This is a genomic window from Selenomonas sp. oral taxon 137 str. F0430 (assembly GCF_000183625.1).
GTDB classification, from domain to species: domain Bacteria; phylum Bacillota; class Negativicutes; order Selenomonadales; family Selenomonadaceae; genus Centipeda; species Centipeda artemidis.
The window spans coordinates 32,038-52,573 of sequence record NZ_AENV01000008.1 but is presented as its reverse complement, the minus strand read 5'-3'; the positions used below and the strand labels follow the sequence as shown (position 1 = coordinate 52,573).

Below are 20,536 nucleotides of genomic sequence, written 5' to 3'. Positions count from 1 at the left end.
TAGCGCTTTGACTTTGTGAGGCGTTCAGGATATAATAAAAATTGGTGAAATATATCATCACCTCAAATTTTCAGGAAAAAGGGATCGGGTGAACGCGATGGCGATGAAGATAGACAGCGGCATGTCCCGCAATGCGGCGCTCACGATGACACGTTCGGATACGGAGATGGGCGTGCGCGGCGCGGATACGGATTTTAGCATGGAGCTGGCGGATCAGGAGCAGTCGATGTCGCGTGAGGCGATGGATCGTCTGCTCGAGCAGATCGATGAACAGGGGGCGCGTCTGTCGAAGACCCCGACGTTCGACGAGCTGCGCTCTTATCGCGCGCTTATTCAGAGTTTTATCGGTGAGGCGGTCGGCTCAATGTACGAGCTGCGGACACAGGCGGGGTGGGATCGTCTGGGGCGCCAAAAAGTCTATACGTCGGTGCGTAAAATCGATAAGAAGCTGGAGGAACTGACGGAAAAAATTCGCCTGGGACAGGCGAATCAGCTCGATATCATTGCGAGTCACGATGCGATCCGCGGAATGCTCGTGGATCTCTATATGTGATGGCGGCAAAATCGCGCAGGAAAGAGACGCCTGCGGAAGAACCGCCCGCACGGGAAATCTTCCCGCATGGCTGGGAGGATGTGCGCGGGCATACGGAGATTATCCGCCGTCTGCGCCGGCTCGTATCCGGGGGGAGGCTGCCCCACGCGCTGGTCTTTTCTGGGGCGGCGGGGGTCGGTAAGCAGCGCACGGCGCGCGTGCTCGCGCGGACACTGCTCTGCGCAGCGGGCGGTGATGCCCCCTGTGGTCACTGCGAAGCTTGTCGGACAATGGCGGCAGGGGTGCATCCCGATTATTTCGAGACCGTGCCGGAAGTGCGCGGCAAGAGTGCGGCGATGATCCGCACGGATGCGGTACGGGATATTCTCGTGGAGGCATCCGCCGCGCCGGTGTTGGCGGCGCGGCGCGTCATCCTCATTCGACGGGGCGGAGTGTATGAACGATCAGGCGGCGAACCGTCTGCTCAAGACTCTCGAGGAACCGCTCGGAGAGATCCTGTTCATCCTTGTGACCAGTGCCTATGATGCGCTCCTGCCGACGATCCGCTCGCGTGCGGTGCGCGTTGCGTTTGGCACGCTCCCCGCGGCGGACATTGAGGCGGCGCTGGCAGAGCGCGGCATGGGCACCGATGCCGCAGTGATCGCCGCACTCGCGGACGGCAGTCTTGGACGTGCCTATGACCTTGCCGCTGCAGGACTCGGAGGGCGCGATGATGCGCTCGCGCTGCTCACGGCACTGCCAACGCTCTGCGCAGAGGATATTTGGAAACATGCGGAAGCGTTTGGCGCACTCTCAGGAGAGGAGCGTGCGGCGCGGCTGGACTTTTTCCGCATGGGGCTGCGCGATCTGCTCGTACTCACGGAGGATGGGGCAGCACCGATCTTTCATGCGGATCGGCGCGACCGGCTCGCAGCTCTCCTGCCGCAGATGACGCGGCCGCGTCTCTTTGCGCTCCTGCACGCGGAGAGCGTTTTCAGCAGGCGGCTCGGGGCGAACGTGAATCCGTCCTTACAGGCGGAGGCTTTTTTACTGCGGGCAAGAAATCAATTCATATGAATTGTTTCATATAGATCATCGAGGAGGAAGTTTTGCAAACGATTGTAGGTGTCCGCTTTAAGTCGGCGGGCAAGATATATTCTTTTGGACAGGGTGAACTTACCCTTGCGGAGGGGGATCACGTAGTCGTCGAGACATCGCGCGGAATGGAGTGCGGGCGTGTGGTGAGCGCCCCGCGCACGATGCCGGATGCAGCGGTGCCGCCGAATCTGCGTACAGTGCACCGGCTGGCGGACGCATCTGATCTCGAGCGCGTCGAGGAGAATCATGCGAAAGAGCGTGAGGCACGTACGGTCTGCGAGGAGAAAATTCGCGAACTCGACCTCAAGATGAAGCTTGTGGATGTCGAGCTGACCTTTGATCTGTCGAAGATGCTCTTTTACTTTACGGCGGATGGGCGTGTGGATTTTCGCCAGCTCGTGCGCGAGCTGGCGGGTGTGTTCCGCACACGCATTGAACTGCGCCAGATCGGCGTGCGCGATGAGGCGAAGATGATGGGCGGGATGGGCTGCTGCGGGCGTCCGCTCTGCTGCTCGACCTTCCTGGGGGATTTCGTTCCGGTCTCGATCCGCATGGCAAAGGAGCAGAACCTGTCGCTCAATCCGGCGAAGATTTCGGGCATCTGTGGGCGTCTCATGTGCTGTCTGAAATACGAGAGCGAGGGCTATGGATGCGGCGGCTGTATGAAGGAAAAGAAGAAGGTGGAATACGTTCCCGCACAGAACGATCGTGTGGCTGCGGACGACGGCGAGGGGCGCGTGGTCGCGCTGAATGAGCAGCGACGTACGGCGACGATTCTCATGGATGATGGGAAAACGGTTGTTGCACCGTGGGATGATATCGGACCTGCAGATGTTCCGCAGTGCGGCTGTCCGCATCGGCAGGGACATGCGGGGTGTGCGCCGCGCGAACAGAGAGAGACGCGGGAACGCGGAACTGCACCGCGCAGTCGGGGCGAGCGCAGTGAGCGCGCGGAGCGGGGAGAACGTTCTGCACAGGGCGATGTGCGGCGTGCGCGTTCCAACGGGAAACGTCCGCCGCGGCGGAAGGAGCGCGAGAACCATGCACCGCGGGTGCAGGAAAACGGCGGTGAATGACCCAGTATTAGTGCCGGGGGAACGCCTCGACGATCTTGCCTGCGGTGGGCGGCGCATCATTCAGCGAACGGATGAATTTTGTTTTTCGATGGATGCGGTGCTCCTCGCGCATTTCCCGCGCCTTACGGGGCGTGAGCGTGTCCTCGATCTCGGGACGGGGGCGGGCGTCATTCCGCTGCTTATCGTGGATGAGGTGCGGGAGATTCTCGCCGTTGAGCTGAATTCGGCGCAGGCGGCGCTCGCTGTACGGAATGCAGCGCTCAATGGTGTATCGGGGAAAATCACGGTGCGGGAGGGGGACTATCGCGATCCACCCGCACTTTTTGTGTTCGAATCGTTTGATCTGGTCTTCGCGAATCCGCCGTACTATCCTGTGGGCTGCGGTGCTGTGAGTACATGCGCGGGGCGTGCGGCAGCGCGGCATGAGATCACGGCGACACTTGCGGATACAGTACGGGCGTCGGCATATGCGCTGCGGTTTGGCGGGCGGCTCGCGATGGTGCATATTCCTGAGCGGCTCGGCGAGATTATATGTGCGCTGCATAGGGAATGCTTTGCCGTCAAGCGGATGCGGCTCGTTCAGCCGCGCCCGGATAAAGCGCCGAATCTCGTCCTGCTCGAGGCGGTGAAGGGGGCGTCTCTTACGGGAATACGGCATCTGCCGCCGCTCATCGTCCGCACTGCGGACGGCCGATATACGGATGAGATACGGCATATTTACGGCGGCAGCGTTTGAAAAACGCGTGCTGTTGGGCGATGTGCATAATTTGCAGGGGATGGCGCATCATGCCGGCGTAACTTGTGCGCAATGTTTTTGTGGGGATTCGTCCCCTCTTTTCTTTTGCTGTCGAATATGGCGTTTGAGGTTTTATCCTCCGCCCATTTGTGCTATAATGAGAGACGTTTTTAAGGAATCGGCGTCTCATCTGAAGATTTCCGATTGAGATAGGAGTAAGCTGTATTCATGATTCGAATGAAAAATGTCTCAAAGACATATGATAACGGCGTCGTTGCGCTCGATCATATCAATATCGAAATTGGCAAGGGCGAATTTATCTTCGTTGTCGGTGTCAGCGGTGCGGGCAAGTCGACATTCATCAAAATGCTGTTCCGCGAAGAGCTGCCGACGGAAGGCGAGCTCTTTGTCAACGGGCACGATGTTGTCCGGATGGATATGAAGGATGTGCCGTACCTCCGGCGAGGGCTCGGTGTCATCTTCCAAGACTACCGTCTGCTGTCGGATAAGACAGTCTATGAGAATGTGGCGTTCGCGATGCGCGTCATTGAGGCGCCGCGTCAGATGGTGCAGCGGCGTGTGAACGCGGTATTGGACGTGGTCGGTTTGCGCGATAAATATAAGAATTTCCCCTCGCAGCTCTCGGGCGGCGAGCAGCAGCGTGTCGCGATTGCGCGCGCGATCGTCAACGATCCTGCGATCCTCATTGCGGACGAGCCGACGGGCAATCTTGATCCCGAGACAAGCTGGGACATCATGGATATTTTCAAACGCATCAATGCGGCGGGGACGACGATCGTCATGGCGACACATGACAAGGGCATTGTCGATACGATGCAGCGGCGCGTGATCGCCATTGAAGGCGGTCATATCGTGCGTGACGAGATGCACGGGGGGTACGGCTATGAAGATTAGAACAGCCGAATACTATGTGCAGGAGGTGTTCCGCTCGCTGCGCCGCAACAACTGGATGACATTCGCGGCGGTCGGCACAGTTGCGGTTTCGCTCTTCATTCTCGGAGTGTTTCTCATTCTTGCCCTCAATATGAACCGTGCGGCGTCTCTGCTCGAGTCACAGGTGCAAATCAGCGTCTATATGACGGATGATCTGACCGAGGGCGAGGAAGTCGCACTTGGCGATCAAATCAAGGCGCTGCAGGGCATCGAGAGCGTGAAATATATCGGCCGCGAGGAGGCACGGGAGCGTCTCTCCGAGCGTCTCGGCGAGCAAAAATATCTGCTGGATGCCCTCGGCGACAAGAACCCTTTGCCGAACGCCTACGAGGTGACGGTGCGTCAGCCCGACATGGTGGAGACAGCGGCAAAGCAGATCGAGCGGATGGACGGTGTGGAGTCGGCAAAGTATGGACAGGATGTTGTGGAGCACCTCTTTGACATCACACGGCTCGTACGGCTCTTCGGCGTCATGCTCATCCTGCTGCTCGGCGGTGCGACGGTGTTCATCATCGCGAATACGATTCGCTTGACGGTTTTTGCACGGAGGCGCGAGATCGCTATCATGAAATACGTGGGCGCGACGGACGAGTTCATCCGCTGGCCGTTTGTTCTTGAGGGGATCGTGCTCGGGTGCATCGGCGGCATCATCTCCGCATTTGTTCTGCGCAGTTTCTACGCGGGCGTGACGAATAAGGTATATGATACGCTTGCGTTCTTCCCGCTCATTCCGCAGTCGCCGTTCATGACATATGTAAGCATCGTTATCGTGCTGCTCGGTATGGCGATCGGCGCGGCGGGCGCGTGGGTCTCGCTGAAACGCTTCCTGAAGGTGTGACGGCATGAACGATATGAAAAAAAGGCTCTGCGCCGCCGTTCTCGTCCTCGCTTTCGCATCCGGTACGGCTGCGGCAGAGACGCTTGAAGAACAGCGTGACAGCTACGACGCCCAGGTCGAAGATCTTGGGAAACAGAGCGAGGTGCTCGCGGGCAAACTCGACTCGCTCTCGGAGCAAAAACGCCTCCTCGACGAGGCAGCGGACGAGGCGATCGCGGAGCACAAGGCACGCAGGAGCAGAGCTGAACGAGACGCTGGCACGGCTCGAGGAGAACGAGGAAAAGCTCGCGGCGGCGGAGATCGAGTACGAGCGCAAGAGTACGGCGCTCGGAAAGCGCGTGCGCGATATCTACATCAACGGGCAGATCTCCTATGTGGATGTGCTCTTTGGCGCAAAGGACTTTGCCGATCTCTTGACGCGCATGGATCTCCTCAAGCGCGTCATCAAGCAGGACTACGACCTCGTCCACGAAGTACTCGAGCAGCGCGATGCGATGGTTGCGCTTAAGGAAGCGCTCGAAAAGGACAAGGCGGCGCAGGAGCCGCTCGAGAAAAAGGCACGCGAGGCGCGCCTTGCAATGGAAGATAAGGTCGCAGCGCAGCAGGCGCTCATCGACCAAATGAAATACGATAAGGAGACCATCGACCGCAAGCAGGACGAGGCGCGTGCGGCATCCGAGCGCATCACGCGGATGCTCCAGCGCAGCGGTCTGCGCAATCTTCCCGTGCAGGGAACGGGCGCGATGATATGGCCGCTCGCGGGTCCCATCACTTCACCGTTTGGTTGGCGTACGCATCCCATCACAGGGGCACAGCGGTTCCACAGCGGCATCGACATCGGCGGCGACTATGGCGATCCGATCTATGCGGCGCAGGCGGGGACGGTCGAATACGCGGGGTGGATCTCCGGCTACGGCTACGCAGTCATCATCAATCACGGCGGCGGCATCTCGACGCTGTACGGGCATTGCCAGTCGCTCGAAGTGAGTACGGGGCAGAGTGTCGCGCAGGGCGAGCTGATCGCCGAGTGCGGATCGACCGGAAACTCGACGGGACCGCACTGCCACTTTGAGGTGCGTGTCAGCGGTGAGCCGGTCAACCCCTTAGAATATCTTTGATTGAGCGAAAGAGTATATGAGCAGAAAGAAATTAGTCGGATTTGCCGTCCTATCGGCACTCGTTGGCAGCCTGCTGACCATCCTGGCGGCAGGCGGTCTCCTGCGTGCAGCGGGACTTTACAGTGACGATGTTCTGCGCCTTTTCGGCGTCATGGAGTTCATACGGGCGCGTTCCGTGAATGCACCCGATACGACGCATCTCATCGACGGTGCCATTAACGGCATGGTCGCTTCCCTTGATGATCCGCACTCGGTCTACCTTCCGCCCGGTATGTTTAGAGCGCTGCGCGAGCAGACGGAGGGATCGTTCGGCGGCATTGGCGTGACGATGGGGTTTAAGGATAAACATGTCAGGATCATATCCGTACTTGAGGGGACGCCCGGCGAAGCGGCAGGCCTGCGGACGGGTGATGAAATCCTCGCAGTGAACGGCACGCCGACAAGTGAGATGCAGAGCGAAGAGGTCGCTATGAACATCCGCGGCGAAGTCGGGACGACGGTCGTTTTGCGCATCCTGCGCGACGGTGTGGAGCAGGACTATACACTCACGCGCGCGACCATACAAGTGCCGTCCGTACGCGGAACGATGGTGGATGGGACAAGTATCGGCTACATCCGCATTGCCTCCTTCGCTGAGCATACGGGGAATGAGTTTGCCTCCGAGATGAATCGTCTCGCGGGGCTGGGCATGACATCGCTCATCCTCGATCTGCGCGAGAACCCGGGCGGACTGATTACGAGCTGCGTCGCCGTCGCTGAACAGATCGTGCCGGCAGGGACGATCGTCTCCGTCGTGGATCGCGACGGAAACGAGGAGGTCTACCGATCGCATCTGACTGAGCGGAAATATCCGATCGTCGTTCTCATTGATGAGAACAGTGCGAGCGCATCCGAAATCCTTGCGGGTGCCCTCCAAGATGCGGGAGCGGCAACCATTGTGGGAACACAGTCTTATGGCAAAGGTTCTGTGCAGACGGTATTGCCTTTGATGCATGAAGACGGACTGAAACTTACGATTGCGAAATATGCAACTCCGAGCGGACGATTCATCGACGGCATCGGCATCACGCCGGACATTGTGGTGGAGCGCAGTCCACAGGATACGTCTGACGTACAGTTCGATGCCGCAAAACAGTGGCTTATTGAACATCCTGCCCTCTAATGAAAACATAACTCCACTCAAAGAAAAGGTTAGCGCCCCTGCGGTAGCATGGGCGCAATTATTTTACGTTGATTGACCGAGGAGGTTATTTATGTACGGTCAAAAGCGACGCATCCTTTGTCTGCCTTTACTTACCGCCTGCTTGTTTGCGGTACAGTCGGGGGCACAGGCACGCGATCTTTCGCTGGCGGATGCCGTCGATATGGCACTCGCCGCGAATACGGGACTGCGCATTACGCGACAGGGAGAGCATACGGCGGATGCCGCCTTGAAACAGGCGCGCGGCAGGAACGGTGTTTCCGTATCGGCGAGTGACAGTGTGCGCTGGAGCAAGACGAACGGCGAAACACAACAGTCCTCAAACGGTCTGAATCTCTCGGCAAGTCTCCCTCTTTACACCGGCGGCGCGAATCAGGCGAGTATTCAATCCGGAGAGATCGGCGCCGCAGCTGCACGACTCACGACGGAGCGTGCACGGGAAGATCTGAAATACGAGGTGATCGCCGCGTATTACAATGCGGTCGAGGCGCTGAAGAAGACGGAAGTGCAGCGCGAAGCGGTCGGCAACTACGACGCGCATCTCGGGAACGTCACGGCGCTCTACGAGGCGGGGGCGCAGGCGCGCATCGATGTGCTGCGCTCCTCCGTCGAGCTCTCGAACGCGCGGCAGGAGCTCATCAGCGCGGAGAATGCCTACGAGGTAAATCTTGCGACGCTGCGCAATCTCCTCAATATGGACCGCGGCGAGGAACTGCATCTCACGACGGACGTCGCCTACGTTCCTTTTGACAAGGCGGTGCAGGACTGTATTGCCTACGCCTACGGCAACCGGCGGGACCTGCAGGTGCAGAAGGACACGCTTGCCCAGCGGGAACTCGCCGTAGACATCGCGAAGGCCGGGAAGAAGCCGACCGTCAATCTCACGGTCGGCAGCGGCATCACCAGTCAATTCCGCCCGCGCAGCGATACGAATCGCGACGTCTCCGCGTCCGTCGGGGTGAACTGGAACATCTTTGACAGCGGCGTGACGCGCGCGCAGATCGACGCGGCGGAGGCCGAGCGCGACACGGCGCTGCTGAATGTCCGCAGGACCGAGGAGACGATCGATCTGGATCTGCGGAAGGCCTATCTGAACCTGCGTGAGGCGGAGAAGCGCTTTACGGCGACGGGGGACGCGGTGAAGCAGGCGGAGGAAGATTATTTCATCGCGAGTCAGCGTTACCGTGCGGGGGAGGGGATCCTCCTCGACGTGCTGGACGCGCAGCTTGCGCTGTCGAAGGCCAAGCAGAACGATATAAACGCACGCTATGACTATGCGCGCTATCGGGCGCAGGTGGAGAATCTGATGGGCGAACCGCTCACCGCGGCGGAACGCGCCGCGGCCGACGGGCTGCCCGAGGTCACACAGGCCGAGCGCGACAGTGCGGACGCCGCAAACCTCGCGACGAGCGCGGCGGTACAGATGACGGTTGCGAAGAATGAGGTGCCCGGCAAATGAAACGGAAGAAAATCATCGGTATCGGTGTGCTGATCGCGGCGGTCGTCGCTTTCGGCGGCTATTACTACTATTCGGCGGGCGAAGCGGAAAAATCCGCGCAGGCCGTTGAGACCGTTGCCGTACAGCGTATGGATATCAAGTCGACCGTCGAGGCGACGGGGACGATACAGCCCGTCGATTCCGTTGAGGTCAGCTCCAAGATCACCGCGCGCATCAGCTCGGTGCTCGTGAAGGAGAACGATACGGTGACGGCAGGACAGACCGTCGCGACGCTTGACGGTAAGGACTACGAGGCGAAGCGGGATCAGGCGCAGTATCGTGTGACGAATACGCGTGCAAAGTACAATCGTATGAACTATCTCGCGGGCATCGGGGCAAAATCCCAGCAGGATCTTGAAGACGCGCAGTACAACTACGAGACGGCGCAGTCGACGCTCGAAGAAGCGGTCTCCGATGCGAATGAAACGATCATCACCGCACCGATCTCGGGCGTTGTGGTCGGCGAGCCCAAGACGGCGGGGACTATGGCGGTGCAGGGCTCGGATAATCCTACCGTCATCATGCGTATTGCCGATCTTTCGCGCAAGCAAATCAAGGCAAAGGTTGATGAAACCGATATCGGCAATATCCGTGTCGGGCAGGATGCGACGTTTACGGTCGATGCGTTTACGGATCAAAAATTTACGGCACGTGTCTCGAAGATCTCCCAGACCGACGTTTCGAACAGCTGGGATACAAGCTCCTCGAGTTCATCGAGCTCCTCGTCATCGAGCGCGAGCGTTATCTATTACTATGTCACGCTCGACGTGGACGATCCGGACAGCATGCTTTTGCCGGCGATGACCGCACGTGTCGTGATCAATACGGCGGACAAAGCGGACGCGCTCGTCGTTCCGCTCGCCGCACTCAAGACGGATTCAAACGGTTCTTATGTCATGGTGATGAAGGATGACGGGACGCAGGAGCAGCGCTACGTCGAGACGGGCATCTACAGTGACGAGTACGTCGAGATCCTTTCGGGATTGGACGAAGGGGAACGCGTCGTTAATACCTACACGGCTAAGGCGACAACCAGCGCGAAGCAGGACGGCGGGCCGCCGCCATTCTGATGCGGAGGGAGATCATGCAGACCAAAGAAACACACCCCGCGGCCATTCGTCTGCGCGGTATCCGTAAGGTCTACCGTATCGGCGGGGAGGAGCTCGCGGCGCTCGACGGCATCGACCTCGATATTCAGCGCGGTGAGTTTGCCGCGCTGATGGGACCCTCCGGCTCAGGGAAATCTACGCTCATGAATATTCTCGGCTGTCTTGACCGTCCGACTGAAGGATCTTACCGGCTCGACGGCGATGAGGTCGCGGGGCTCGACGACGATGCGCTCGCCGTTACGCGCAACAAAAAGATCGGCTTTGTTTTCCAAAACTTCAACTTGTTGCCGCGCATTACGGCGCTCGAGAATGTTGCGCTTCCGCTCGTCTATGCGGGGGTCGGGAAAAAGGAACGGCTTGCCCGCGCGCAGGAAGTACTCACTTCCGTCGGTCTCGCCGACCGCGGCGGGCATCTGCCGAATGAACTCTCAGGCGGGCAGCGGCAGCGCGTCGCGATTGCGCGCGCCCTCGTCAACGAACCGCATATTATCATGGCGGACGAGCCGACGGGCAACCTTGATACCAAGTCCACGAAGGAGATCATGGACATTTTCGAAACAATGCATGAGAAGGGGCATACGATTATCCTCGTCACGCACGAGCCGGAAATCGCCGTGCGCGCGAGCCGCCAGCTCCTTGTCCGCGATGGGAAAATCACGCGCGATGAGGGAAAGGGGGTCGTGATGGATGTTGTTTAAGGAATGCTTTGCCATGGCGCTGAATGCGCTCCTTGCGAACAAGCTCCGCTCCCTCCTCACGATGCTCGGTATCATCATCGGTGTCGGCGCGGTCATTGCGATGGTCTCTATCGGCATGGGCGTCCGAACGAGCGTGACGAACTCCTTTGCCAGTCTCGGTACGAATATGCTCATCGTTATGCCGGGCTCCACCAATAAGGGCGGCATCCGCGGTGCAGCAGGCTCGCGCAAATCCCTCAAATACGACGACGCTAAGGCGATTGCAGCCAAAATCAAGGGCATTGACTATGTTTCGCCGACGGTAAACACCTCCTATCAAGTCGTCAACGGCAACCTCAACTGGAATACGGAGGTGATGGGAGTCACGCCGGAGCTGATGCAAATTCGCTCGCTCAAGGTGGAAAACGGCTCTTTCATCACGGCGAGCGATCTCAGCAAACGCAGCCGCGTCGCCGTGATCGGCGCGACCGTCGCCGCGAATCTGTTCGGCGCGGAGAATCCGGTCGGTCAAAATATCCGCATCAATAATCAGCCGTTTAAGGTCATTGGCCTCATCGCTTCGAAGGGACAGTCGTCCATGGGGCAGGATCAGGACGATGTGATCTATATTCCGCTGACCACAGCGCAGGAGCGCATGCTTGCGATCACCCATGTGCAGTCGATCAATATTCAGGTGTCCGACCCGGCGCGCATGGATCAGGTACAGAGCGAGATCGAGACCTTGCTGCGGTCGCGGCATCATATACGTACCGGTACGGAGGACGACTTCACTGTGCGCAATATGACGAGCCTTATGGAGTCCTTTACAGAGAGCACAAATATGATCACGCTGCTGCTCGGCTCGATTGCGGGGATCTCTCTGCTCGTCGGCGGCATCGGCATCATGAACATCATGATGGTTTCTGTTACCGAGCGCACACGCGAGATCGGCATCCGCAAGGCGCTAGGGGCGACCTCGTCGAATGTCCTTATGCAGTTCATGATCGAGTCCATGGTCATCGGCATCGTGGGCGGCATGATCGGTATCGCCATGGGCGTATCACTTTCAGAGATCATCGGTAAATTCGGCGGATTTGAGACGACCTTAGCAGTGTTGCCGATCGTCGTTTCGTTTAGCTTTGCCGTCGGCATCGGGCTCTTTTTCGGCATCTACCCTGCACGCAAGGCGGCGCGGCTCGATCCCATCGATGCTCTGCGCTACGAGTAAGCGGGAGGATATAGTTTTCGTTTTGTGATGTGTCCCGTGCGGACATGCAAGAGAGGAGAATATCTTATGCGAAAAAAACGTTCTTTCAAGATTCTTTCCGGGATGCTCGTGGCAGCGGCAGTGCTCGTCGCCGTTCCCCTGAACGTCCCTGCAGCACAGGCGCGCTCCTATACGTCTGCGCAGGAGATGGACGGTATGCCCAATCCGATGGTTGAATATCAGTCCGTTGCAGAGGCGGCGCAGGCGGCGGGCTATTATCCCCTGTCACTGTCGGAACTCACGGGCTATCAGGCGGAGCATATCTACGTCATTGCGGGCGACCTCATCGATATCCGTTATGCACGCATCCGGAACGACAACGCAAAGCTGCTCGTGCGCACGGCGCCCGCCAATCTGATGCAGAATGACGATATCAGCGGCATCTATGGCGCAACGTGGAAGAAGGTGACCATGCGCGGTGTTCCCGTGTCGATTGCGGAGGTCAAAGATGAGAACGGGATGACGACCAACTACGCCGCACATTGGGCAGTTGGCGACTATCTCTTTGCGGTACAATCTGAAGGGATTTCCTACACGGCGTTCATGCGCGCCTTGCTGGACGGGCCGGTCGATCTGTCGGTGAACTATTTTACGAAGATAGAGCATCACTCCATGGATGACGATACGATTCCGTATTGAAAAACAGAGATGCAGTACATCGCCGTTCGTTGTTATAGGGAACAGCAGCACGGCGCCGCTGCGAGGGCAGCGTCATTACGTTCAATTACAAATAAAAGAGCCGCATCTTTATCGGGTGCGGCTTCTTCGTTTGTGTACAAATATTTACTTATTGATGATCAGCGCCATAAAAACGAGATCCTCAGTATCCGATATGTTCTCGATAGCGTGTACCTCGCCGTCGCCACAGAACGTCGTCGTCCCCGGGCCGATCTCGATTTCCTTTCCGTTGTCGTTATAGCGGGCACGTCCTGAGAGGATGTGGTACGTTTCCGTATTACCCTCATGCCGGTGGACGCCCATTGATGCATGCGGCGGGATGGTGACGCGCGCATACATTGCACATTTGCCGTCCAGCTCGGCAGGGGAGAGGATCTTTTCGATATGGATGGTGCCGCTCCCGCCAAAACGGTTCTCGGCATCGATGTGTTCATGCTGTGTAATCGCCATGTGCAGGTCTCTCCTTTTCTTTTTCCACAGAGTTTGATAAAATGGAAGAGGCATATTTACAAAAAGAATATACGCTCCCTATATCTTCTAAATATTCGCGATGGAGGTGCGTTTTCCTTTTATGATTTACGTTTTGAAATTTGGTGCGGCGTGGATTCTGCCGCCGGGCATCTTCATCCTTGCGCTCACCGCGATTGCCGTGTATCTATGGCGGCGGCAGGTGAAAGCAGCCGCGGGGATTCTCGCCGCGATTGCCGCCGTATTTTATCTCCTCACGACGGGGGCGGTCGCCGATCTCTTCATGGGGAGTCTCGAGCGGACGTATCCGGTGCCGGAGCACCCGCAGGGCGACGTCATCATCATGCTTGGCGGCGGGGCGATCGGCGGCGTGCAGGATGTGGATGGGGAGGGGATGCTTGCGCCGAGTCCTGCGTCGCGTCTGCTCACCGCCGTGCGTCTGCATCGGCTTTATGGATTGCCGATTCTTCTCTCGGGCGGTCAAGTATTCAAGGACACAGGTACGGAGGCGGAGATCGCACGGCGCGTGCTCATCTCGCTCGGTGTGCCGGAGGAGCAAATATACACGGAGTCCGAGAGCCTGACGACGGGACAGAACGCGCGGTATTCGGCTGAGATCCTGCACAGAGAAGGCTTTATGCACCCGATTCTCGTGACCTCGGCGTTTCATCTGCCGCGCGCCGTACTGAACTTTGAAAAATTGGGCATCGAGGTAACGCCATATCCGTCAGATTTTTGGGTACCTGCGCATCCGCACCTCAATCCGCTGAAATTTGTGCCGAGTGTCTCACCGTTCCAGACCAACATCACGTTCCTGCGGGAAGAACTGCGTACTTTTGTCACGAGGTATTTGGAATGACGAAGAATTTGACGAGCGGCGATCCGATGCGGCTGATCTTTTTCTTTTCATTGCCGCTGGTTGCGGGGAACATGATGCAGCAGCTCTATTCGTTTGTCGACACGCTCATTGTTGGGCGATTCCTCGGCGTTTCCGCGCTCGCTGCGGTGGGATGCACAGGCAGCCTCATGTTCCTCGCGCTCGGATTCATCATGGGCTTTTGCGTCGGCATTACCATCTGCACGGGACAGCGCTTCGGTGCGGAGGATATGGACGGTGTCCGGCGCAGTACGGCGGCATGTATTATCCTTGGCATGGTGGTAACACTTCTCCTTACGGCGATTGTTTTGCCGCTTACGCGTCCGATGCTTGTGCTCATGGAGACGCCTGTGGAGATCATTGATGGGGCTCAGGATTTCATCACTGTCATCTTTGCGGGGCTTATCATCTCCCTTTTCCTCTATCTGCAAAACTGTCTCGTGCGTGCACTTGGGGACAGTAAAATCCCGACCGTGATGCTCGGTATCGCGCTGTTCCTCAATATCGTCCTTGAGCCGATCGCGATTCTCGTGTTGGGGTGGGGGATTCCCGGCGCGGCACTCGCGACTGTCATTTCACAGGGGCTTGGCGCACTGATTTTTTTCGCCTATATTCGGCGGCGCATCCCTGTGCTCCACGTGCGGCGGTCAGACTTTTGCCTTGACCGCGCGCTCCTGTGGGAGCATCTGCGTGTAGGACTACCGATGGGATTTCAGGGCACGGTCATTGCAATCGGTGCGGTGATTCTCCAAATTGCGCTGAACAATCTCGGCGCAGTTGCCGTTGCCGCGTATGCAGCGTCACAGAAGATTGATGCCGTTGCCGTCATGCCGATGCTGTCGTTTGGCTATGCGATGGCGGCGTACACCGCACAAAACTACGGCGCGCAGAAGTATGACCGCATCCGTGCAGGCGTGCGCGCTTGTCTGAAACTATCAATGGGCTTTGCCGTACTCATTGGTGCATTGCTGATTGCGTTCGGCACACATATCCTTGCCCTCTTCATCGAAGGGGATGCGGCAGCGTCGGATGTCATCGCCTACGGGCATATGTTCCTCATCGTCAACGGTTCTTGCTACCTGATACTAGCGCTCCTTCTCGTTTACCGCAACGTTCTGCAGGGGCTCGGGCAGAGTGTGATGCCGACCGTTGCCGGGGCAATGGAACTCCTCATGCGCGCAGGCGCTGCGATTTTTCTCTGCGCACAGTTCGGCTTCCTCGGCGCGTGCTTTGCAAATCCTCTCGCATGGATCGGCGCAGGGGTACCGGTTGTGATTGCGTATTATTGGACGCAGAAGACACTGCAGACGGCTGTATAAATTTAGTCTCACGAACAAGGACGGACACGGAAGAAATGCATCTTCGTATCCGTCCTTGTTGTATTTTTGTATATTGTCCAAATCCCGGGGGTTACAGCATATTTCGCAGAAACTCTTTCGTCCGCTCTTCTCTCGGGGCGGAGAAAAAGGCGTCCGGCGTGCCCTCTTCGATGATGCGGCCATGCTCCATGAAGATGACGTTCGTTGCGGCTTCGCGTGCAAATGCCATCTCGTGCGTGACGACGATCATCGTCATGCGTTCGGCGGCAAGTGCGCGCATGGTGCGGAGCACCTCGCCCGTCAGCTCCGGATCGAGCGCGGAGGTCGGCTCGTCAAAGAGCATGATGTCCGGCTGCATCGCGAGCGCGCGCGCGATGGCGACACGCTGCTGCTGTCCGCCCGAGAGCTGGCTCGGGTAGGCGTCCTCACGGTCAGAGAGACCGACTTTTTGGAGGAGTTCGCGCGCATAGGGAAGGATCTCGCTCTTTGCCATACCCTTGACGTGGCATGGGGCTTCGATGAGATTTTCGATGACGGTCATATGCGGAAAGAGATTGAACTGCTGGAACACCATACCCGTTGAAGAGAGAATACGGCGCGCTTCCTGCGGCTCTGCGTAGACCGCCTGCGCCGCGCCCTCTTTCGTCTCGCAGAGGATGCGCCCGCGGATGACGATATCGCCGCTGTCGACGGTCTCGAGCTTGTTGATGCAGCGGAGCAGGGTGGATTTCCCGGACCCCGAGGGGCCGATGATCGCGAGGACTTCGCCGCGCACGAGCGAGAGATCAATGCCGCGCAGCACCTCCGTTCCGCCGAATGTCTTTCGGATGCCGCGCATCGTGAGCATCGTTTCCGTATCAGCGGTCATATCTTCCATAGTGCGCCTCCAATTTTTTGAATCCCCAGGTGAGCGCGGCGGTCATCGCAAGGTAGAATGCCCCCGCAATGACGAGCGGCGTCATGTCGAACTCGCGCTGAACGATCGTGCGCGCAACGCGCAGCAGGTCGTTCATGGCAAGGATGTAGACCAGCGACGTGTCCTTGACGAGATTGATCGTCTCGTTGCTGACCGGCGGCAGCGTAATGCGCAGCACCTGCGGCAGAATGATCCGGCGCAGGGCGAGCGGATAGCTCATGCCGAGCACGCGCGCGGCTTCGTACTGTCCGCGCGGCACAGCCTGAATGCCCGCGCGGAAGATCTCCGCGAAGTATGCCGCGTAGTTCAGCACAAAGGCCAGAAATGCGGCGGAGAGATCCGACAGCTTGATGCCGATCATCGGCAGGGCAAAATAGACGAAGAGCAGCTGGAGCATCAGCGGCGTGCCGCGCATGACCCAGATGTAGAAGTCGATCAGTCGGCCGAGAATCCGGCTGCGCGAAAGACGCCCCAGGGCAACGAAGAAACCGAGCGGCAGCGAAAGCGCGAGCGTAACGCAGAAAATCTCGAGCGTGACCGTCGATCCCTCGAGCATGAGGAAGGCGGTATCCAGTATTTTATCCATCATATCTCCCGGCGTGAAAAAGGCTGCCGCAAGGAGCACGGCAGCCTCGTTCCGTACAGTTACTTAACCAAATTTGTTTGGAACCACTCTTCGGAGATCTTTGCGGCCGTGCCGTCCGCCTTCATCTCGTTCATGACCTTCTGCACTTCGTCGCGCAGCGCCGTATTGTCTTTTGCAAAGGCGATGCCGAGCTCGCCCTTGGGACCGATCGGAATGTTGCGCTCTTCGATTTTATCGGGGTGTTTGCTCATGTAGTAGCGCCCGACGATCCGGTCGCCGACCACCGCGTCCAGGCGACCGTTCTCAAGATCCATAAAGGTCGCGACGAAATCGGGATATTTCTTTACCTCTTTGACGTCCTTTTTATAGAAGTCGGTCGCGTCGATGTATTCCTCCGCCGTACTTGCGCTCTGCGTGCCGATTACCTTGCCGGCGAGGCTTTGCTCGTCGGTAATCGCAGTATCGCCTTTGCGGACGAAGATGACCTGTTGGCTGTCCATGTACGGATCGGAGAAGAGCATGTTTTCTTTACGCTTTTCTGTGATATCGAGTCCGTTCCATAGGATTTGGACGCGGCCGCTCTTGAGCTCGGCTTCCTTGCTCGACCAATCGATCGCCTTGAACTCAACCTCGCGCCCGAGCCGCTTTGCCGCCTCTTTTGCGAGGTCGACATCGAAACCGACGATCTCGTTCTTCTCATCCTTAAAGCCCATCGGCGGGAAATTGTCGTCGAGACCCACAACAATTTTCCCCTTGTCCCCGTCCTTTGCAGGCGCGGCAGCTTTATCCCCGCCGCCGCAGCCCGTGAGCAGCAGTGCGGACATCATAGCCGCAGCTACGCCGGTTAAAATGTTTTTCCGGTTCATCTTTTCCACTCTCCTTTTGGTTCTTTAACAAGATAAATCGATAACGTAGTGCTATTATAAGCGAAACAGTAAAATTATGTCAAGTATTTATTTTGTACAGGCAGGTTTTTTTTAAGAAAGGTAGAAATAGTTATAGATATCATATTTCGTATAAAATTGACCGCGTAAACCGGGGGAGGGCTTACCTTGCGTGCAATATCCGTGGACGATCTTGAAAATGGGATGATACTTGCGCGAACGATCGTCAATGCCAAGCGTGTGGTCGTCGTGTCGGAGAACACCGAACTCACGCAGGCGCATATCACGCGTCTCAAGTTTTTGAAAATTCCTGTCGTCTACATCAAGGACGAAAACGAGCTGAAAGAGGGGATCTCACCGATCTTTTCGCGCAGCAATCTGTTCGTTAAGCAATATGAAAATGTCGTCGGCACGGCAAAATCTATCTTTGAGCAGACAAAGAAGACGGGGGAGGTGCCGGTTGAGCAGACCAATGAGATGGTGCAGGAGGATCTTCTGCCGCTCTCGCGCCGCAGCGGAACGATCGACTATCTCAATCAGCTCAATCATCTTGCGAGCGACATCTACAACCACTCGCTGCGCGTGTCGATTCTCGCGGGTGTCTTTGCCAAGTGGATGCATCTTGACCGCGAGATGTCGAAGGACATCGTGATGGCAGGATTCCTGCACGATGTAGGCAAGTCGAAGTTCGATCAACGGCTGCTCGAGAAGAACATCGATACGCTCAAGGGCGAGGACTACGAGAGATACATTCAGCACACGGTGGACGGCGCGCAGATCCTCAACAAGATCGCAGGACTCACCGAGGGCGTGCGTCTGACGGCGCTCCAACATCATGAACGCATGGATGGCAGCGGATTTCCGTTCAATATCAAGGGGGACGATATCCACCTCTACGCGCGTATTGTTGCCGTTGCGGATCTTTACGATAATATCACAACCGAGCGCGAGGGATATCGGCGGCAGACACCGTTTGACGCGGTAGCAGTCATCGCGAGCCAGATGTATACGACACTCGATCCAGAGGTCTGCATGGCAGTGCTGACGAATATCAAGAACGCATTCCTCGGTTCGCGCGTACTCCTCAACAATCATCGTGAGGGAAAGATTGTCTCCTATCCGCACGGCGTTGTGCCGAAACCGATCGTGGCAATCGGCGACGACGAGCTGATCGATCTCAATGAGAACCCGCGGATCGCGATTCTCGAGTACAATCCCAAATAAGACAGATCCTTTTTACAGAGCTTTCGGCGTGAAACGGCTCGTATACGCTGCAGGCTCTGTTTTTATCTTCCATTTTACGCGATCGTTTGATTCCATCAAAAAACGCCGCATGATACGTTCATACGGCGTTTTGTTTTCGTTCGTTTAGCCTACCGACTGGAGCAGATTGTACCACTCGAGGGCGGCGTTATAATTCTGTTTGAGGCGTCCCGGTGAGAGATTTTCCTCTTTGCAGAGTGCAATGACCTGATCCCAGTCGCCTTGTTCATAGGCAACTGCGATATCCAGAATCTTGCGCAAATCACTCTTTTCGCCGAGGAGCGCGGAAGTCAGCTCCTCACTGAGTGCAACCTCCTCAAGTACTTCTTCCATCGGCTGATTGAGCAGCGCGTCGATGAGCGAGAACATACCAAGCAGGAAGCCTGTGTCCGGCGTGACGTTCGAGTGTTTGAGCTCGCTTGCGATCAGTTCGCAGAACTTGGCGCGCAGCAGAGATATGGTAAAGAGTTCGGGCGGTTTGCCTTCGGAGAACGTTTGGAGGCTCACGAGTGTTACCCAGCGGCGAATGCCCTCTAGTCCGAGCAGGACGGTTGCCTGCCTGAGGTTTGAGACGTTGTGCGTGAGTCCCATGCCGACTGAGTTGATGTAGGTCAGCAGTTTATGTACGAGGTTTGTGTCCGAGGAGATGGCGTCCGTAATTGCCCTAAAGTCAAACTCACGGCGGTTGACCTCCTTGAGGAGCCGCATCTGTGAAAGCGCATTGCTTGAGAGCTTCTTTTGACGCAGGACAGTCGGCTTGCAGAAGAAATAGCCCTGAAAGAGCACATAGCCGAACTCAAGCGCCTGACGGAACTCGTCCTCCGTTTCGATCTTCTCGGCGAGCAGACGGACATGACCGGGGAGAATTTCGCGCAGCTTTTTCCGCTCCTCGGGATCCTCGGTGATGCGAAAGTCCACCTTAATGATATCCGCCATCTCGATAAGCGGCTCATAGCCGGGGAGCAGGACAAAATCGTCGAGGGCGATCTTGTAGCCTGCTGCCTTGAGTTCCTGTACCGCTTCAAGAATCTCCGCGCGGGGCTGTACCGTTTCGAGAATCTCCACCACGATGGTATCGGCGGGGAGGAGCTTCGGCGCCCGGTCGAGCAGATTTTTCTCCGTAAAATTGATGAAGCCCTTTTTTTCAGAGACGAGTTTTTTCATGCCGAATTCGAGCATCGCGTTCACCATCACGCTCTGCGTCGCGACATTGCCGTCGAGATTGGGGTCAAAGGCGTTTTTCAGACCGCTGCGGAATAAGATTTCATAGGCGTATACGCCCTTTTTCTTGTCTAAAATTGCCTGCCGCCCGATAAATAATTCATCCATAGATAGCCTCTTTCTGTTGGAGACGAATCTAAAACGTGATATGTCTCTATTGTGTCTCTATTACGGGATATTTGATGATCATTATAGCATAGTTTATACGAAAAACAAATCA

The 20,536-nt window shown here is 57.2% G+C and carries 19 protein-coding genes and 2 pseudogenes; 16 read left to right on the top strand and 5 right to left on the bottom strand.

Annotated elements, in window-relative coordinates:
* Window positions 1-97: 97 nt before the first annotated feature.
* The 13 genes and pseudogenes from HMPREF9162_RS05595 to HMPREF9162_RS05535 all read left to right on the top strand — a co-directional run bounded on the left by HMPREF9162_RS05595 (window position 98) and on the right by HMPREF9162_RS05535 (window position 12,743).
* The gene (locus HMPREF9162_RS05595) at window positions 98-553 is read left to right on the top strand and encodes a YaaR family protein (RefSeq protein WP_026761970.1); all 456 of its coding nucleotides are present in this window, start codon (window positions 98-100) and stop codon (window positions 551-553) included.
* Window positions 553-1,609: pseudogene (gene holB / locus HMPREF9162_RS05590) on the top strand (DNA polymerase III subunit delta'). Before HMPREF9162_RS05595 ends, holB begins: the two are co-directional and overlap by 1 nt.
* 32 nt (window positions 1,610-1,641) lie before the next feature.
* Window positions 1,642-2,706 (top strand): stage 0 sporulation family protein, encoded by a 1,065-nt coding sequence (gene ricT / locus HMPREF9162_RS05585; RefSeq protein WP_009438763.1) that lies wholly within the window; start codon window positions 1,642-1,644, stop codon window positions 2,704-2,706.
* A gap of 10 nt (window positions 2,707-2,716) precedes the next feature.
* Window positions 2,717-3,442, top strand: a complete 726-nt coding sequence (locus tag HMPREF9162_RS05580; protein ID WP_009438665.1) for a tRNA1(Val) (adenine(37)-N6)-methyltransferase — start codon at window positions 2,717-2,719, stop codon at window positions 3,440-3,442.
* Between the two features lie 228 nt (window positions 3,443-3,670).
* On the top strand, window positions 3,671-4,357 hold the full coding sequence (gene ftsE / locus HMPREF9162_RS05575; protein WP_009350492.1) for a cell division ATP-binding protein FtsE: 687 nt from the start codon (window positions 3,671-3,673) through the stop codon (window positions 4,355-4,357).
* Entirely contained in the window at window positions 4,347-5,234 is an 888-nt protein-coding gene (gene ftsX, locus HMPREF9162_RS05570) for a permease-like cell division protein FtsX (RefSeq protein WP_009350493.1), read from the top strand. Before ftsE ends, ftsX begins: the two co-directional genes overlap by 11 nt.
* 4 nt (window positions 5,235-5,238) lie before the next feature.
* A pseudogene (locus HMPREF9162_RS05565) lies at window positions 5,239-6,352 on the top strand (murein hydrolase activator EnvC).
* 16 nt (window positions 6,353-6,368) lie between these two features.
* The gene (locus tag HMPREF9162_RS05560) at window positions 6,369-7,514 is read left to right on the top strand and encodes a S41 family peptidase (protein WP_009438682.1); all 1,146 of its coding nucleotides are present in this window, start codon (window positions 6,369-6,371) and stop codon (window positions 7,512-7,514) included.
* Window positions 7,515-7,605: 91 nt separating this feature from the next.
* On the top strand, window positions 7,606-9,012 hold the full coding sequence (locus tag HMPREF9162_RS05555; RefSeq protein WP_009438929.1) for a TolC family protein: 1,407 nt from the start codon (window positions 7,606-7,608) through the stop codon (window positions 9,010-9,012).
* Window positions 9,009-10,121 carry an efflux RND transporter periplasmic adaptor subunit gene (locus tag HMPREF9162_RS05550; RefSeq protein WP_009438792.1) on the top strand — a complete coding sequence of 371 codons (1,113 nt, stop codon included), beginning with the start codon at window positions 9,009-9,011 and terminating at the stop codon, window positions 10,119-10,121. The genes HMPREF9162_RS05555 and HMPREF9162_RS05550 overlap by 4 nt, the downstream gene beginning before the upstream one ends.
* Window positions 10,122-10,135: 14 nt before the next feature.
* Entirely contained in the window at window positions 10,136-10,858 is a 723-nt protein-coding gene (locus HMPREF9162_RS05545) for an ABC transporter ATP-binding protein (protein WP_009438714.1), read from the top strand.
* Window positions 10,848-12,065, top strand: a complete 1,218-nt coding sequence (locus tag HMPREF9162_RS05540) for an ABC transporter permease (RefSeq protein WP_009438760.1) — start codon at window positions 10,848-10,850, stop codon at window positions 12,063-12,065. Before HMPREF9162_RS05545 ends, HMPREF9162_RS05540 begins: the two co-directional genes overlap by 11 nt.
* A gap of 66 nt (window positions 12,066-12,131) precedes the next feature.
* On the top strand, window positions 12,132-12,743 hold the full coding sequence (locus tag HMPREF9162_RS05535; RefSeq protein ID WP_009438683.1) for a hypothetical protein: 612 nt from the start codon (window positions 12,132-12,134) through the stop codon (window positions 12,741-12,743).
* 144 nt (window positions 12,744-12,887) lie between these two features.
* Here HMPREF9162_RS05535 and HMPREF9162_RS05530 read toward each other — a convergent pair whose 3' ends face one another.
* The gene (locus HMPREF9162_RS05530) at window positions 12,888-13,232 is read right to left on the bottom strand and encodes a cupin domain-containing protein (protein WP_009438907.1); all 345 of its coding nucleotides are present in this window, start codon (window positions 13,230-13,232) and stop codon (window positions 12,888-12,890) included.
* A 121-nt stretch (window positions 13,233-13,353) separates the two neighbouring features.
* On the opposite strand from HMPREF9162_RS05530, the gene HMPREF9162_RS05525 reads away from it, so the two are divergent.
* Both HMPREF9162_RS05525 and HMPREF9162_RS05520 read left to right on the top strand, forming a co-directional pair.
* Window positions 13,354-14,109: a YdcF family protein gene (locus HMPREF9162_RS05525; RefSeq protein WP_037350296.1), complete on the top strand. Its 756-nt coding sequence runs from the start codon at window positions 13,354-13,356 to the stop codon at window positions 14,107-14,109.
* Window positions 14,106-15,446, top strand: a complete 1,341-nt coding sequence (locus tag HMPREF9162_RS05520; protein WP_009438873.1) for an MATE family efflux transporter — start codon at window positions 14,106-14,108, stop codon at window positions 15,444-15,446. Before HMPREF9162_RS05525 ends, HMPREF9162_RS05520 begins: the two co-directional genes overlap by 4 nt.
* A 91-nt stretch (window positions 15,447-15,537) precedes the next feature.
* On the opposite strand, the gene HMPREF9162_RS05515 is transcribed toward HMPREF9162_RS05520, so the two are convergent.
* The 3 genes from HMPREF9162_RS05515 to HMPREF9162_RS05505 are packed head-to-tail and all read right to left on the bottom strand — an operon-like array spanning window position 15,538 to window position 17,814.
* Window positions 15,538-16,323: an amino acid ABC transporter ATP-binding protein gene (locus HMPREF9162_RS05515; protein WP_009350504.1), complete on the bottom strand. Its 786-nt coding sequence runs from the start codon at window positions 16,321-16,323 to the stop codon at window positions 15,538-15,540.
* Window positions 16,304-16,948: an amino acid ABC transporter permease gene (locus HMPREF9162_RS05510; protein WP_026761956.1), complete on the bottom strand. Its 645-nt coding sequence runs from the start codon at window positions 16,946-16,948 to the stop codon at window positions 16,304-16,306. Before HMPREF9162_RS05510 ends, HMPREF9162_RS05515 begins: the two co-directional genes overlap by 20 nt.
* Before the next feature lie 59 nt (window positions 16,949-17,007).
* Window positions 17,008-17,814 (bottom strand): amino acid ABC transporter substrate-binding protein, encoded by an 807-nt coding sequence (locus HMPREF9162_RS05505; protein ID WP_009438769.1) that lies wholly within the window; start codon window positions 17,812-17,814, stop codon window positions 17,008-17,010.
* 222 nt (window positions 17,815-18,036) lie between these two features.
* Between HMPREF9162_RS05505 and HMPREF9162_RS05500 the strand changes: the two genes are divergently transcribed.
* Window positions 18,037-19,056, top strand: a complete 1,020-nt coding sequence (locus tag HMPREF9162_RS05500; protein WP_009350507.1) for an HD-GYP domain-containing protein — start codon at window positions 18,037-18,039, stop codon at window positions 19,054-19,056.
* A 144-nt stretch (window positions 19,057-19,200) separates the two neighbouring features.
* Here the strand turns inward: HMPREF9162_RS05500 and HMPREF9162_RS05495 are convergent, their stop codons facing one another.
* Window positions 19,201-20,424, bottom strand: coding sequence for an EAL and HDOD domain-containing protein (locus HMPREF9162_RS05495; RefSeq protein ID WP_009438870.1), 1,224 nt, complete (start codon window positions 20,422-20,424; stop codon window positions 19,201-19,203).
* Window positions 20,425-20,536: the final 112 nt, after the last annotated feature.